The sequence below is a fragment of the Gracilibacillus marinus genome (genome assembly GCF_042651725.1).
GTDB lineage: Bacteria > Bacillota > Bacilli > Bacillales > Amphibacillaceae > Gracilibacillus > Gracilibacillus marinus.
Window position 1 is genome coordinate 432,451 of sequence record NZ_JBHSDV010000002.1, and the last position, 15,645, is coordinate 448,095.

12 protein-coding genes and 1 riboswitch are annotated in these 15,645 nt (G+C 36.2%); of the genes, 8 read left to right on the forward strand and 4 right to left on the reverse strand.

The genetic code is table 11. The features are described 5' to 3' along the window. Positions 1 to 124: 124 nt before the first annotated feature. From ACFOZ1_RS09900 to ribH, 8 genes are all read left to right on the forward strand, one after another. Entirely contained in the window at positions 125 to 1,219 is a 1,095-nt protein-coding gene (locus tag ACFOZ1_RS09900; RefSeq protein WP_390198901.1) for a carbamoyl phosphate synthase small subunit, read from the forward strand. Beyond that, positions 1,212 to 4,436 carry a carbamoyl-phosphate synthase (glutamine-hydrolyzing) large subunit gene (gene carB, locus ACFOZ1_RS09905; protein WP_390198903.1) on the forward strand — a complete coding sequence of 1,075 codons (3,225 nt, stop codon included), beginning with the start codon at positions 1,212 to 1,214 and terminating at the stop codon, positions 4,434 to 4,436. The genes ACFOZ1_RS09900 and carB overlap by 8 nt, the downstream gene beginning before the upstream one ends. Next, on the forward strand, positions 4,433 to 5,368 hold the full coding sequence (gene argF, locus ACFOZ1_RS09910; protein WP_390198905.1) for an ornithine carbamoyltransferase: 936 nt from the start codon (positions 4,433 to 4,435) through the stop codon (positions 5,366 to 5,368). Before carB ends, argF begins: the two co-directional genes overlap by 4 nt. Positions 5,369 to 5,548: 180 nt before the next feature. Then, the gene (gene murB / locus ACFOZ1_RS09915) at positions 5,549 to 6,460 is read left to right on the forward strand and encodes a UDP-N-acetylmuramate dehydrogenase (RefSeq protein ID WP_390198907.1); all 912 of its coding nucleotides are present in this window, start codon (positions 5,549 to 5,551) and stop codon (positions 6,458 to 6,460) included. A 60-nt stretch (positions 6,461 to 6,520) separates the two neighbouring features. Then, a riboswitch (FMN riboswitch) is annotated at positions 6,521 to 6,672 on the forward strand. 233 nt (positions 6,673 to 6,905) lie between these two features. After that, the gene (ribD, locus tag ACFOZ1_RS09920; RefSeq protein WP_390198909.1) at positions 6,906 to 7,994 is read left to right on the forward strand and encodes a bifunctional diaminohydroxyphosphoribosylaminopyrimidine deaminase/5-amino-6-(5-phosphoribosylamino)uracil reductase RibD; all 1,089 of its coding nucleotides are present in this window, start codon (positions 6,906 to 6,908) and stop codon (positions 7,992 to 7,994) included. Further along, the gene (ribE, locus tag ACFOZ1_RS09925) at positions 7,994 to 8,632 is read left to right on the forward strand and encodes a riboflavin synthase (RefSeq protein ID WP_390198911.1); all 639 of its coding nucleotides are present in this window, start codon (positions 7,994 to 7,996) and stop codon (positions 8,630 to 8,632) included. The genes ribD and ribE overlap by 1 nt, the downstream gene beginning before the upstream one ends. Positions 8,633 to 8,643: 11 nt before the next feature. Next, positions 8,644 to 9,864, forward strand: coding sequence for a bifunctional 3,4-dihydroxy-2-butanone-4-phosphate synthase/GTP cyclohydrolase II (locus tag ACFOZ1_RS09930; RefSeq protein WP_390198913.1), 1,221 nt, complete (start codon positions 8,644 to 8,646; stop codon positions 9,862 to 9,864). Position 9,865: 1 nt separating this feature from the next. After that, positions 9,866 to 10,336 (forward strand): 6,7-dimethyl-8-ribityllumazine synthase, encoded by a 471-nt coding sequence (gene ribH, locus ACFOZ1_RS09935; RefSeq protein ID WP_390198914.1) that lies wholly within the window; start codon positions 9,866 to 9,868, stop codon positions 10,334 to 10,336. 252 nt (positions 10,337 to 10,588) lie between these two features. Here ribH and ACFOZ1_RS09940 read toward each other — a convergent pair whose 3' ends face one another. The 4 genes from ACFOZ1_RS09940 to ACFOZ1_RS09955 all read right to left on the reverse strand — a co-directional run bounded on the left by ACFOZ1_RS09940 (position 10,589) and on the right by ACFOZ1_RS09955 (position 15,557). After that, positions 10,589 to 11,074, reverse strand: a complete 486-nt coding sequence (locus tag ACFOZ1_RS09940) for a glutathione peroxidase (protein ID WP_390198916.1) — start codon at positions 11,072 to 11,074, stop codon at positions 10,589 to 10,591. Positions 11,075 to 11,177: 103 nt separating this feature from the next. Then, a complete protein-coding gene (locus tag ACFOZ1_RS09945) occupies positions 11,178 to 12,548 on the reverse strand; it encodes an MATE family efflux transporter (RefSeq protein WP_390198918.1) in 1,371 nt (456 codons plus the stop codon). A gap of 183 nt (positions 12,549 to 12,731) precedes the next feature. Beyond that, positions 12,732 to 13,712, reverse strand: coding sequence for an oxygen-dependent tRNA uridine(34) hydroxylase TrhO (gene trhO, locus ACFOZ1_RS09950; RefSeq protein WP_390198920.1), 981 nt, complete (start codon positions 13,710 to 13,712; stop codon positions 12,732 to 12,734). A gap of 615 nt (positions 13,713 to 14,327) precedes the next feature. Next, a complete protein-coding gene (locus tag ACFOZ1_RS09955; RefSeq protein ID WP_390198922.1) occupies positions 14,328 to 15,557 on the reverse strand; it encodes a S1C family serine protease in 1,230 nt (409 codons plus the stop codon). Positions 15,558 to 15,645 lie beyond the last annotated feature (88 nt).

A 15,645-nucleotide genomic window follows, 5' to 3' on the forward strand; every position in this document is an offset into this window, starting at 1 on the left:
TGAGATTAAATAAATGTATTTTTATAATATTTAGTGCATAATTATAAATATTATAGTATAATTATAAAAACTGAACTTGAGGATTTTTATATAGATAAGGGATGTAATACAAGGAGGAGAGTTTATGCAAAGACCAACAAGCTATCTTGTTTTAAATACAGGGGATGTATTAGAGGGGAAATGGTTAAGTAAACCATCTAAAGTAGAAGGAGAATTAGTTTTTAATACTGCGATGACGGGCTATCAAGAAGTGATGACAGATCCTTCCTATGCAGGACAAATCGTGACAATGACATATCCGCTAATCGGGAATTATGGATGGAATCGTATTGATTACGAAAGTATCAAACCATCATTAGCAGGATTTATTGTATCCACACCTAGTGAAAATCCAGAGCATTATGAGAGTACACATACATTAATAGAAATGCTAGAGAAATACGATATTCCTGCATTATCTCATATTGATACACGTGCTCTTACGAAGATTATTCGTGAACACGGCGAAGTATATGGAAAGATTACAGATAATCCAGAGGACACACCTTTAGTAAACGAAGTAAATCCATCTATTGTAGCAGAGGTATCTGTAAAGGAAAAAGTAGTATACAAAACAAACCGTCCATCTGCTGTTCCAACACCACAAGTTGTTGTCATGGACTTTGGTTACAAACATTCGATTGCACATTCACTTGTAGAACTTGGCTGTGATGTGACAGTAGTTCCATATAATACGAGTTATTTAGAAATACAGTCGATGGATCCAGATGGGGTTTTATTATCCAATGGCCCTGGAGACCCGAAGGCACTAAAGAAACAATTACATGATATCAAACAAATAGCAGAACATTTTCCGACAATGGGAATTTGTTTAGGTCATCAATTGATTGCGTTAGCGTATGGCGCGGAAACTAAACGTTTGCCATATGGCCATCGTGGTAGCAATCATCCTGTCAAAGACTTACAAACTGGAAAAGTCATGATTACATCACAGAATCATGGATATGTCGTTGATTATGATTCGGTTAATAATGATCATTTTTATGTATCACATATTAATGTAAATGATAAATCAGTTGAAGGATTAAAACATAAAAGTAAACCTTTAATGTCTGTTCAATTTCATCCAGAAGCACATCCTGGACCAATTGACACACATCATATATTTGTAGATTTTGTTCAAGCATTCATCACTAAGGGAGAGAAACTGCATGCCTAAGTTAGATAATATAAAGAAAGTACTCGTAATCGGTTCAGGTCCAATCGTTATTGGGCAAGCAGCTGAATTCGATTATGCAGGAACACAAGCGTGTCTTGCACTAAAAGAAGAAGGGGTAGAAGTAATATTAGTAAATAACAACCCCGCTACGATTATGACAGATGAAAATATTGCAGATAAAGTATATCTTGAACCATTAACATGTGAATCTATTACAAAAATTATAGAGTTAGAGAAGCCTGATGGTATTTTGCCTACTTTAGGTGGGCAAACAGGTTTAAATATGGCGGTGTTATTAGATGAAGCGGGTGTGTTAGCGAAACATAACGTAACATTACTCGGTACACCTTTAGAAACGATCCAAAAGGGAGAAGATAGAGAAATCTTCAAATCGATGATGAAAGAGATAGGCGAACCAATTGCGGAGAGTTTGTCTACAAGTTCAGTGGAGGAAGCGGTTGGTTTTGCTAATCAAGTAGGGTTTCCAATGATTGTTCGTCCTGCATATACGTTAGGTGGTGCAGGTGGTGGAATTGCAGATGATGAAACACAATTACGCCAAATTGTAAAAAATGGATTGCATTATAGTCCAATTAATCAAGTATTGATCGAGCAAAGTGTGAAAGGATGGAAGGAAATTGAATATGAAGTAATGCGTGATTCTAATGATACATGCATTATTGTTTGTAACATGGAGAACTTCGACCCTGTTGGTGTGCACACAGGAGACAGTATTGTTGTGGCACCATCACAAACATTAACAGATCGACAATACCAAATGCTGCGAACATCTTCTGTAAAAGTAATTCGTGAATTAGGTGTCATTGGTGGATGTAATATTCAATTTGCATTAAATCCAGAGAATGATGATTATATCATAATTGAAGTGAATCCTCGTGTAAGTAGATCAAGTGCACTTGCTAGTAAAGCAACAGGTTATCCAATTGCTAGAATTGCTGCAAAAGTTGCACTAGGTTATCACTTAGATGAAGTCATTAATCCAATTACAGGTGATACATATGCGAGTTTTGAACCATCCATTGATTACATTGCAGCAAAAATACCAAGATGGCCATTTGACAAATTTACACAAGCAGATAGGCTGTTAGGTACACAGATGAAAGCAACAGGTGAAGTCATGTCACTAGCTAGAAATTTTCCTGCAGCATTGAATAAAGCAATTCGTTCATTAGAGATTGGATTAGATTCCTTACATTTAGATGGTGTAGAGAAATATTCGAATGAACAATTAGAAGTAGCTTTAGATAAAGCGACAGATGAACGTATATTTATCGTGGCAGAAGCACTAAGACGAGATTATTCTGTTGACGAAATTCATCAAATCACAGAAATTAACAAATTTTTCCTATATGAATTAAACAGAATGATCGAAAAAGAGAAAGAATTAGCACAGAAGTCGTGGGATGAGCTTACTTCAGAAGACTTTAAAGATGTGAAGGCATTTGCTATCTCTAATAAAACAATTGCAAAACTATTTCATGTAACAGAAGAAGAAGTAATGGAGAAAGTACTGTCATTTAATTTAGCGCCATCTTACAAAATGGTAGATACTTGTGCGGCAGAGTTCTCTGCAGAAACGCCATATTTCTATAGTACTTGGAATGAACTAGATGAAGTGGAACCTTTACAAGGAAACAAACGAATGGTTGTATTAGGTTCAGGTCCGATTCGAATCGGGCAAGGGGTAGAATTTGATTACTGTTCTGTACATGCAGCCAAATCACTACAAGAACAAGATATTGATGCAATTGTCATTAATAACAACCCAGAAACAGTAAGTACAGACTTTAATACGGCAGATCACCTATACTTTGAGCCATTGACAGTAGAAGATGTGTTGCATATCGTGAAAAAAGAGCAAGCGGACGGTGTACTAGTTCAATTCGGTGGGCAAACTGCCATCAATTTAGCTCAAGGATTAACTCAAGCAGGTGTTGCGATATCAGGTACCGCCTTACATGCAATTGATGCAGTAGAAGATAGAGATTTATTCTATCAATTATTACAAAAATTATCGATTCCGCATATTCCAGGTGACACTGTCCTGTCATTGGATGATGCAATGGACACTGCCAATAGAATTGGTTATCCAATCTTATTGCGCCCATCTTATGTGATTGGTGGGCAAGGGATGGTTATTTTACATCATGAAACACAATTAAAAGATTATTTGGTAAGTCTATCTGAAAAGCAATACGCAAATCGAATTTTCCCATTATTAATTGATAAATATATCGAGGGATATGAAGTGGAAATTGATGCAATCTGTGATGGAGAAGATGTATTAATTCCAGGAATCTTTGAACATGTAGAAAAAGCAGGTGTGCACTCAGGTGATAGTATAGCCATTTTCCCTGCTCCGAATTTAACAGAGATTCATAAACAAATAATTGAACAATATACAAAGCAAATTGCGAAAGAATTAGATATAAAAGGGATTATGAATATTCAATTTGTTTTAAGTCATGACAGAAAGACAGTATATGTACTTGAAGTGAATCCACGTGCTTCAAGAACAGTTCCGATTGCAAGTAAAGTAACAGGTGTGCCAATGGTAGATTTGGCAACACGTGTGCAAATGGGCGAACAATTAAAGGGTCAAAAATGGAAGTTAGGCTTGCATAAAGATGTCCCATATTATGCAGTGAAAATGCCGGTATTTTCTACAAATAAATTACCTGGTGTGGACCCATTATTAGGACCTGAAATGAAATCGACTGGAGAAGCTATCGGTATTGGTACAAGTGTAAATCAAGCAATGGCGAAAGCATTTGGTTGGAAAGAAAATAGTCTGAAACAATTAAAGGAGTCTGACAAAGTATTTTTATCTGTAACAAATGTGAATGAAGACTTCATAGATACGTTAAGAAAGTTGCATGTTGTCATTGAAACAGATGCACAAACCAAACAAATGCTAGACAATAAAATTGCGGTCGATCGAGTTGTTTCTTTAGAAGAAGCAGAATCAAGTTGCTTAGAAGAAGAATATGCACTTGTAGTAGATACAAATCGTACTGGAGAGCATGATGGACATGTCACATTAAGAGAAGCTTGTCTAAAGTCTGACACAACATGCTTTACATCCAATGAAACATTTGTTGCATATATTCAGGCAACACAAGAGCAGCTAGAATTACCTGTTGCGATACAGGCATATCAAAAAGACCAAAATATAAAGGAGGAAGCGATACGATGAGTTTTAAAGAACAATTAAAAGGCAGAGATTTATTAACTTTAGCAGATTATTCGAAAGCAGAAATTGGATATATTTTGGAATTAGCTGCTCAAATTAAAGAAAAAAAGAAAAACGGGGAAGTATATGAACCTTTAAAAGGTAAAACATTGGGCATGATATTTGAGAAATCTTCTACGCGTACGCGTGTTTCTTTCGAAGCTGGAATTTATCAACTTGGTGGAACAGGACTATTCCTAAGCTCAAATGACATCCAATTAGGGAGAGGGGAACCGATCTCTGATACTGCACAAGTGTTATCAGGATATTTAGATGGGATTATGATTCGTACATTTTCTCAAAAAGATGTAGAGGATTTAGCAGAGAATGCTTCCATTCCAGTGATTAATGGTTTAACTGATGATTATCACCCATGCCAAGTATTAGCAGATTTACAAACAATTAAAGAAGTAAAAGGCACATTAGAAGGATTAAAACTAACATACATTGGTGATGGGAATAATATGGCTCATTCTTTAATGATTGGTTGTGCCAAAATGGGGCTTGATGTTGCGATTGCTGCACCAAAAGGTTATCAACCGAATGAGAATATTACTGCATTAGCGAAGTCTTTTGCAGAAGGAACAGAAGTGTTGGTGACAGAAGATCCGATTGAGGCTGTAGCTAATGCGGATATTATCTATTCTGATGTGTGGGCAAGTATGGGGCAAGAAGCAGAACAAAAAGTACGTGAACAAGCATTTGCAAAATACCAAGTGAACAATGAATTGTTTGCACATGCAAAATCTGATGCCATTTTTATGCACTGTTTACCAGCACATCGTGGAGAAGAAGTAACTGCAGATATCATAGACGGACCACAATCTGTTGTATTCCAAGAAGCAGAAAATCGTCTGCACGCACAAAAAGCACTAATGGTTGCTTTAATGGGTTAAAGCGAACGAAATAATAAATGAACGCCAACGAACGATTCCAATAAGGGTCGTTCGTTTTTACTGTGTGCTGAATATTTTCGCATATTTTCACTTGTTGCAGTTCATATTTCATTATTGCTATAATAAAGATTAATTGTGTAGAACATTTACACAATAGAACTGTAAAGGGTTGGTACCAAAATGACTAAACAACAAATGATGAATGATTTAGCTAAACTGATAGATAAGAACAACATTTTTATGGATGAATTACTTAAAAATCACACATACACAAAATTAGGTGGGAAAGCAGACTTTTTCGTTACACCGACAAAAGTGGAAGAAGTGCAAAAAATTGTTCAATATGCAAAAAAAGAGAAGTTACCCTTCACTTTATTAGGTAATGGATCGAATGTGATTGTACGAGATGGTGGAATTAGAGGGATTGTATTAAATTTAAAACAATTCGATGGCATTAGAACTGAAGGTACAAAGTTGATTGCCCAAAGTGGTGCAAGAATTATTGATGCATCTCGTTATGCATTAGAGAAATGTTTGACAGGTCTAGAATTCGCTTGTGGAATTCCAGGTACTGTTGGTGGAGCATTATATATGAATGCTGGTGCATATGGTGGAGAAGTAAAGGATTGTTTAGAATCTGCTATTGTAGTTGATGAAGATGGAAATGTCCAAAAAGTGCTTGCAGAAGACCTGGATTTATCTTATCGAAAGAGTAATATAGCAGAAAAAAATTATATCGTGCTAGAAGCATGTTTTCAATTAGAGGACGGAGAATTTGATCAAATAAAAGCAACAATGGATGATTTAACATATAAGCGTGAATCAAAACAACCATTAGAATATCCGTCATGTGGAAGTGTGTTCAAACGTCCACCAGGATATTTCGCAGGTAAGTTAATCCAAGACAGCCATTTACAAGGAAAAGGTATTGGAGGAGCGGAAGTATCGACAAAACATGCAGGGTTTATTGTGAACAAAAGTAATGCAACAGCAACAGATTATATTGGTGTGATTGAAATGGTCCAAAAAGAAGTAAAAAGCCGATTTGATGTGGATTTAGAAAGAGAAGTACGTATATTAGGTGAAGATTAGAACTCAATTCTTTGCAATTACAAGTGATGTTGCTATATAATTTAATTAATTGAATAGATGAAATTCCTTTGGGGCAGGGTGTAATTCCCGACCGACGGTAAGAAAGTGACGTAACTTTTAAGTCCGTGACCTGGATCATGTGTACACATGTGAAAGTTGATTTGGTGCAAATCCAAAACCGACAGTGATAGTCTGGATGGGAAAAGGAATGGTTGGAGAGCATAGATCACAGTATTTATGTTTATTCGGGTACGACGAAGATGACGCGATATGACAATATGCGCGATTATTTTCTTTATTTGTGTTACCCATTACACCATTATATATATGCATATAAAGATGAACCCCCTAGGTATAATTGCTTAGGGGGTTTTACGTCTTTTTGTAAAAGGAATGATTGTATTCATAGATAGATAAGAATCATCTGAGAAATTAGGTGGAGTAAATGAAAACAAAAGAAGAATGGATGGCATTAGCATTAGACTTAGCCGAGGCAACGAATGGACAAACAAGCCCAAATCCTTCCGTTGGCGCTGTTGTTGTTAAGAATGGCATATTATTAGGTGTAGGTACACATTTACACGCTGGTGAAGCTCATGCAGAGGTACATGCGTTAGAGCAAGCGAAAGAGAAAGCAGAAGGTGCAGACATTTATGTCACACTAGAGCCATGTGCGCATTTTGGTAAAACACCTCCATGTGCAGAGTTAATCATTCAGCGAAAGTTAAAAAAAGTGTATATCGGTTGTGTAGACCCAAACCCTAAGGTTGCAGGTAAAGGTATTCAATTATTAAGAGATGCTGGAATCGAAGTAGAAGTGGGCATATTAGAAGAGCGAGCAAGGAATGTGAATCAAAAGTTCTTTCATTATATGTCAAAAAAACTTCCGTACGTTACATTAAAAGCAGCCATGACACTAGACGGCAAGACAGCAACGAGTACTGGCGACAGCAAATGGATCACTTCAGAGGAAGCAAGGGTAGATGTGCATAGAGAAAGGCATAGTCATGATGCCATTTTAGTAGGTAAGAACACGGTGTTATTAGATAATCCAAGCTTAACAACAAGGTTACCACAAGGTGGGAAAAATCCAATTCGAATTATTTTGGACTCTAAATTGTCTTTAACAGGAGAACTGAACATATTGGATAAATCAGCCCCTACTTGGATTGTGACAAGTGAGACGAGTAGAGTGGAAGCTTTTAGAAAAAACTATCCACATATAAAAGTCATTCATATGCCTGGAGATAAATTGGTAATACGTGATGTATTAGAAAGGCTATATGAAGAAGGGGTGCAGTCCATTTATGTCGAAGGTGGAGGCACAGTGCATGCATCTTTTCTACAAGCAAAACTTTTTGATCAATGTCATTGGTATATTGCCCCGAAGTTATTAGGTGGAGTAGATGCTAGAAGTGTGGTAGGAGGAATCTCTCCACAATGGATGAGTGAAGCGACGTATGTATGTATTGACTCTGTAGAAAAAATAGGACCGGATATTAAAATTATCGCAAAAAGAAAGGAAGAAGCATGATGTTTACAGGTATTGTAGAGGAAAAAGGAAGTATTCGTTCCATCAAGCAATTAAATCATGCATTAAAACTTCAAATTGAAGCAAAGAAGGTTCTTGAAGATGTATCAATAGGTGACAGTATTGCAGTGAATGGTGTTTGTTTAACAGTTACTGCTTATACAACCACAACATTTACCGTTGATGTGATACCAGAGACATTTCGTGGTTCTTCTCTTTCGGAATTAAGTAGTCAATCAATTGTAAATTTAGAGCGGGCTATGTCCTTTAATGGTCGATTTGGTGGTCATTTTGTGTCAGGACATATCGATACTGTTGGAAAGATAGCACGGACGTGGCTTGAAGACAATGCGAAGTATATATACATTAATGTTCCACATACAAAATATGTTGCATTAAAAGGTTCGATTACAGTAGATGGGACGTCATTAACTGTATTTAATGTAGATGATTCAGGCTTTACTATCTCTCTAATCCCAGAAACACAAGCAGCAACTATTTTAGGTGATAAAAATCAAGGGGACACTGTCAATATAGAATTTGACATGTTGGCAAAATATATGGAGAGACTAATGGAAACATCTCATCATAAGCAGGAATCCAATTTAACAGAAGAAAAACTGAGACAGTTCGGTTTTTAGGAGGCACACAGATGAAAGGAACGATAGAACAAGCCATAGAAGCGTTAAAGAATGGCGAAGTGATTATTGTAATGGATGATGAAGACAGAGAGAATGAAGGCGACTTTGTTGCGTTAGCAGAACAGACTACTCCTGATGTTATTAACTTTATGGCAACAGAAGGTAGAGGCTTAATCTGTACACCAATGTCAGAGAAGTATGCAGAACGTTTTCAATTAGGTGCAATGGTTACGAACAATACAGACGCACATGGAACAAACTTTACTGTAAGTATAGATTATCATACAACACATACTGGAATTAGTGCACATGAGCGCGCATTGACAATCAATAAATTAGTAGATGATGAAGCACAGCCTTTTGAATTTAAACGACCAGGACATGTTTTTCCGTTAATTGCAAAAAATGCTGGTGTTTTAGAACGAACAGGACATACAGAAGCTGCTGTAGACTTAGCACGTTTAGCTGAATCTAAACCAGTTGCAGTTATTTGTGAAATAATGAATGAAGATGGTACGATGGCACGTAAGCATGACTTAGAAGAGATTGCAGAGAAGTTTGATATGCCAATGATTACGATTCAGGATTTAATTAAATATCGAAAAAGGTATGACCAATTAATTCAACGAGAGACAGAGATTCATTTGCCTACATCATTTGGTGAATTTAAATTAGTAGCATACACGGAAAAGTATACGAATAAAGAGCATATTGCATTATACAAAGGTGACATTAAGCCGAATGAACCAACCATTGTAAGAGTACACTCTGAATGTTTGACAGGTGATGTGTTTGGATCATTACGATGTGATTGTGGGCCTCAATTAGAGAAAGCTCTACAATTAATCGAAAAAGAGGGCAAAGGTGTACTTGTCTATATGCGACAAGAAGGAAGAGGTATTGGCCTTATTAACAAAATGAAAGCATATAAATTGCAAGAAGAAGGCTACGATACAGTGGAAGCAAATCACCAATTAGGATTCCCTGATGATTTAAGAGATTATGCAATAAGTGTCCAGATTTTACGTGATCTCGGTGTTGGTAAGATTGAGTTATTAACAAATAATCCACGTAAACTAAAAAGTATTGAAGAATATGGTTTAGAGCTTGTTGGCAGAAAAGCAATTGAAATACCAGCAAATAAAAATAACGAAAAATATTTACAAACAAAAGTAGAGAAGTTAGATCACATTTTACATGTTAAACATAACCAAGATGGAGGAGGAATTTGAAATGAGTAATCTTTTAGAAGGTAAGTTAGTAGGTACAGGTTTAAAGGTAGGAATTGTTGTAGGGCGTTTCAATGAATTTATTACAGGCAAATTATTAAGTGGCGCAGAAGATGCATTTCGTCGTCATGGGGTAAATGAAGATGATGTGGATGTAGCTTGGGTACCAGGTGCATTTGAGATACCATTAGTTGCGAAAAAAATGGCCGAATCAGGAAAGTATGATGCTGTTGTTACATTAGGTACAGTCATTCGTGGATCTACACCGCACTTTGATTATGTAAGTGGTGAAGTATCAAAGGGAGTTGCTAAAGTATCATTAGATGCAGGGATTCCGGTAATATTTGGTGTCCTAACAACAGATACTATCGAACAAGCTATTGAGCGTGCAGGAACAAAAGCAGGGAACAAAGGTGCAGAAGCTGCCATCTCCGCAATTGAAATGGCAAACTTATTAAATGAAATGGGTAACTAAAGTTCTTTATCGTTACTATAGTTGTAGAGTATAAAAAAGCGAAGGCGTCTGTTTCCGCTCCTGTGGGGAAAAACCCACGGAAAGGGAAGCGGAGAAGTCGGAGCGATTGCTAAGCACATACAAAAGCTTTAGATAACCAAATAGAGTTATCTGTAATTTATCTTTCATTACGTAAAAATCCAAACGATTGAAAAGCTGTTTGCCGAATCGTTTGGATTTTTTGTAATTATAGAATTGTTTTGTAACAATCTCTTACATTGAAATTCCTAAAAGTTCTTTAAGATCTTCTTCCATTTCATTTGGGTCAGTCTTAGGTGCATACCTTTTTACAACATTTCCATCTTCATCGAGTAGAAATTTGGTAAAATTCCATTTGATTTGATCTGAAATAATTCCAGGTGCAGCTTTTGTGATGTGCTTGAATAGTGGGTGTGCATTTTTTCCCCTTACATCAATCTTAGCGAACATAGGAAAACTGACACCGTAATTTAATTTACAAAATTCTGAAGCTTCTTCACTAGAGCCTGGTTCTTGATTCATAAATTGATTACTAGGAAACCCTAATATAATCAATCCATCCTCTTTGTATTTTTCATATAATGATTGTAAACTATCAAATTGTGGAGTAAACCCGCATTTACTTGCTGTATTGACAATGATCATTGCTTTTGCTTTATATTCTTCTAATGGTACTTGATTTCCATTTACCTTTTCAACCTGAATATCAAAAACAGACATACAACAAATCGCTCCTTTTTCTTTTTATGATAACATATGGAATGATAGCAACGAAGTTATCTGTCTTGAACGTATGGATGAGAGGTTTCTGGTATAGAAACCATTAGTTTGAAGTTACGAGAGTATCGTTTTCTACAAGTTTTTTCTCTTGCCATTTTTTACTTCTCCAACGCCAGAACATTAAGCCGCCTCTAAACCATTCGTCTATAATGATAGCAATAGTAATACCAATTAAGCCATATCCTAATGGCAATCCGAATAAATAGGCAAGCGTTACACTAATTCCCCACATCGACAGAATACCAATTAGAACAGGATAAGTGGCATCTCCTGAAGCGCGTAATGAACTAATGATAACAAGATTAAATGTCCTTCCAGGTTCTAATATCATCCCTAAGAATAAAATAATAGATCCGAGTGCAATAATATCCGAATCGCTTGTGAAAAATCCGAGTAACCATTCACCAGATATAGCAATGAGACTTCCTATGATTAATGCAACAATAGTAGCGATTTTTAAGCCACGATACATTTCTTTATATGCTTCTTCTAATTTACCTGCACCGACTAGCTGTCCAATATATATTTGCATGCCTTTTGCAATCGATAAAGAGAAAACCGTCATTAGATTTGTAAGATTTTGTGTATAAATTCTTGTTGTTAAAGCCTGTGTGCCTAACATTGTGATAAAGACAGTAATCGTGAGTTGACTAAGGTTGTGAGATAAATGTTCTCCAGCACCAGGAATACCTATTTGTAAGATTTTCTTCACATATCTTTTCTTTAATATAAAATAATCGCGTAAGTGCAATGGAATGGTTGTTTTTCTGTATAGCAGAATAAAAGCAACAATTACGGCAATCCCTCGACAAATAGCGGTAGATATTGCTACACCCATTACACCTAATGTAGGTATACCAAACAATCCAAAAATAAATAGTGCATTACCTATAATGTTAAACACATTCATTCCTAATGCAATATACATCACTTCTTTTGTGAATCCTTGTGCTTGTAAAACAGAGAAAATCGTCATCATGATGGATTGTGTGAATAAAGTTCCACCAACGATTAGAATGTATTGATCTGCATATACGAGTAATTCTTTTGGTAATTGAAATAAATCTAGAAACGAATATCTAAATAGTACAACGACGCTACTTATAAAGATACCAAATAATAAATTAATAAATATTGCATTTGCAATCGTTTTACTCACATCATGCCATTTCTCAGCACCAACAAATTGTGCTACAACCACACCTGTGCCCATTGCGGTAAAATTAAATAAGACGAATGTAAACATCATTAATTGGTTTACTACACCAATAGCAGCAACTGCTTCATCAGATACGAAGCTAAGCATGAATATATCTGCTATCCTCATGAAAGTGTTTAAAAAAACTTCAATAAATATAGGCCATGTAATTGCAAGTAAGCGCATCTTTTTTCTTATTTGTTCATCTGTTGTCATCATATCCCACCAATTCAGTTATCCTAGATGTCTTCCTGATAATAAAGCGCTATCAAGGTTTATTTTACATAATAGAATGAACCGAAACTATGGGTAAATTAAATGAATTGCTTTAGAAACTATAGATATAAAAAAGAAGAGTCAAATTCATATTTCTATGAATGGACTCTTCCTTTAAATTGCTTATTGTGCTTGTTGCATTTTCTCTTCTTCTGCGATAATAGCTAGTCTTGCGTCAATATCTTCTTGTGTTAAATTTTGTTCTTTTACATATAAGTTGCGTGGGTGTACTCGGCATTCGTGGGAACAACCGCGTAAATATTTGTGTTCATTCTCTTCAGAACATAGAATTTGGCGATTACATTCAGGGTTTGCACAATTTGCATAACGTTCGCATGGTTTTCCATCGAAGTAATCTTTGCCGACTACTACATGCTCTTTGCGGTTTACTGGTACAGAAATACGTTCATCAAATACGTAGAGCTGACCGTCCCATAATTCACCTTGTACTTCTGGGTCTTTACCGTATGTTACGATTCCACCATGTAATTGTGCAACATCATCGAATCCTTTTTCTTTCATCCAACCACCAAATTTTTCACAACGAATACCGCCAGTACAGTACATAAGAATTTTCTTACCTTCTAGTTCTTGGCGATTTGACTCAATCCACTGTGGCAATTCACGGAAGCTATCAATATCTGGATTAATTGCGCCACGGAAATGACCTAGTTCATATTCATAATCATTTCTAGTATCTAGAATGATTGTATTTTCTTCTTGCATTGCTTTGTAGAAATCTTGTGGATCTAAGAAGTCAGCATTTTTCTCACGAGGATCAACATTTTCCTCACCTAGTCGAAGTGTTACTAGTTCTGGACGATGGCGGCAGTGCATTTTCTTAAATGCATGTCCTTCAGCTTCGTCAATTTTGAACACCATGTCACTAAATCTAGGGTCATTATGCATTGCTTCCATATATTTGTTCGTTTGTTCAACAGTTCCTGAAACAGTGCCATTAATCCCTTCTTCTGCAACTAGAATTCGACCTTTTAAATCTAATTCTTTACAGAAATTTAAGTGTTCATTGGCATACGTTTCTGGATCTTCAATTGTTACGAATTTGTAATACAGTAATACTTGATATTTTTCCTTTGTTTCCATTTTCTCTACCACCTATTAATTTGTATTTGCAAGATACAAGGTATTAGGTTGGGTTATTTATTTCATTGTCTCTTGCAAGCATATATTGTATCAAACTTTCCCTACTAAAATCAATATTAAGTATTGTAATCAAGTGTTTTTATGGATTAAAGGATTCTTCACACAAACCACGAATGATACCATATTTAGTGTTTGGCAATGAAATAAATAGTGTGCGTATACCCCGCTCCGGCTTGTCCACTCCCCTTTCCATGGGCTTTTTCCTTCAACTAACTTTTCCAAGCACAGACCGCTTGGAAAAGTGGATTTTCAGGAAAAAGGACCCCATAGGAGTGGGAGTGGGCGCCCACGCTACGTTGAAGTTCTACAATGTTTGCGAGTATTAGCATTTTGGTTTGAAACGATTATGAATTGTAATCTAATTACAATAACATAATCGATATGGAATAAAGCCAACATTTTTTATGATTACTCCAATTGTAAAGATAAAAAAGCAGACAAGCCGAAGCGGTTTCAAAGCACATACACCATCTCAAAGTTTATATAGATTGATTATACGCACAAAATCCAAACAATTCGGTAAATAGCTTTCGAATCATTTGGATTTTTGCATTTTTATAAGTTATTTTGTTCTACTAAAGTTAATTCAGTTGTTTGTTGTTTTCCATCGCGATAGAACGTGACGGTTACTTCATCGCCAATTTTTGTTTCACGATAGAGATATGTTTTTAAATCGAGCATAGATTGAATGTCATGGTCATTTATTTTTGTAACTACATCATATCTTTGTAGACCTGCTTCTTCGGCAGGTGAACTAAGTTCCACATCTGCAATGACTACACCATTTTCAATGCTTTCTTCTAATTGAAGTGTTTCTTGTTTGTGACGAGCTGGTACTGTATCAAGGTCAACCGCACTAATACCTAAGAATGGTCGTTTAACTTCTTGTCCTTGCTCTAATTGTTCAATAATTGGTTTCGCATCATCAATTGGTATTGCGAATCCAATTCCCTCGACAGCTTCTAGTGCAATTTTCATGGAATTAATACCAATAACTTCTCCATTTGTATTAATTAATGCACCACCACTATTCCCTGGGTTAATTGCAGCATCTGTTTGGATTACTTCTGTTGTCCAATCAGGTGTTCCGTCACTGTTTAAATCAACATCGACAGCTCTATCCAGTCCACTAATGATTCCTCGGGTAACGGATCCAGCAAATTCAGTACCTAAAGGATTACCTATCGCAATAGCTGTTTCCCCAACAGTTAAGCTCTCAGATGAGCCAAGTTGTGCGACTGTCGTTACTTGTTCGCTCGGGATGCGTAGTACAGCCAAATCAGTTAGAGCATCTGTTCCAAGCACTTTCGCTTGTACATGTTCGCCGTTTGTTAATACTACTTCTACATCTTGTGCACCCTCAACAACGTGATTATTTGTCACGACATAGGCATATTCACCGTCTTTTTTGTATACGACACCTGAACCAGTTCCAGCTGCATCTGCTTCTTCCCATAAATTCACTTGTCTGATATTAGAAATACCAACAACTGCATCTGATACTTTAGAAATCGCACTACTTAACGAAGTCGTCTCATCATTGGATACATTTGTTGTAGCAACAGCTTCCGTATTTTGAGCTGTCTCGGTAGTTTCTTCAGTAGGAGCAGATTGTGCTTCATTATTCGCACTGTCATCATCTAACATAGAAAGAAAAATCCCCCCACTAAATAATGCGACAATCAAACCTCCTGCAACACCACTTAATAACATGCCCCCTAGGTTTTTCTCTTTAGGCGCTTTATTCGAATGATCTGTATATAATTGCTTATCTTGTTCGTTCATAGTTGTCCCCTTCCTTTCAAGTAGTATTGTTTCTTACAATGCTATTGTATCCATTACTTATGGCATAATAATGGGATAATTGTAGAAA

Coding starts and splice junctions, on each gene's coding strand:
- ACFOZ1_RS09900 (WP_390198901.1), top strand. CDS start 125: ATGCAAAGACCAACAAGCTATCTTGTTTTAAATACAGGGGATGTATTA.
- carB (WP_390198903.1), top strand. CDS start 1,212: ATGCCTAAGTTAGATAATATAAAGAAAGTACTCGTAATCGGTTCAGGT.
- argF (WP_390198905.1), top strand. CDS start 4,433: ATGAGTTTTAAAGAACAATTAAAAGGCAGAGATTTATTAACTTTAGCA.
- murB (WP_390198907.1), top strand. CDS start 5,549: ATGACTAAACAACAAATGATGAATGATTTAGCTAAACTGATAGATAAG.
- ribD (WP_390198909.1), top strand. CDS start 6,906: ATGAAAACAAAAGAAGAATGGATGGCATTAGCATTAGACTTAGCCGAG.
- ribE (WP_390198911.1), top strand. CDS start 7,994: ATGTTTACAGGTATTGTAGAGGAAAAAGGAAGTATTCGTTCCATCAAG.
- ACFOZ1_RS09930 (WP_390198913.1), top strand. CDS start 8,644: ATGAAAGGAACGATAGAACAAGCCATAGAAGCGTTAAAGAATGGCGAA.
- ribH (WP_390198914.1), top strand. CDS start 9,866: ATGAGTAATCTTTTAGAAGGTAAGTTAGTAGGTACAGGTTTAAAGGTA.
- ACFOZ1_RS09940 (WP_390198916.1), bottom strand. CDS start 11,074: ATGTCTGTTTTTGATATTCAGGTTGAAAAGGTAAATGGAAATCAAGTA.
- ACFOZ1_RS09945 (WP_390198918.1), bottom strand. CDS start 12,548: ATGACAACAGATGAACAAATAAGAAAAAAGATGCGCTTACTTGCAATT.
- trhO (WP_390198920.1), bottom strand. CDS start 13,712: ATGGAAACAAAGGAAAAATATCAAGTATTACTGTATTACAAATTCGTA.
- ACFOZ1_RS09955 (WP_390198922.1), bottom strand. CDS start 15,557: ATGAACGAACAAGATAAGCAATTATATACAGATCATTCGAATAAAGCG.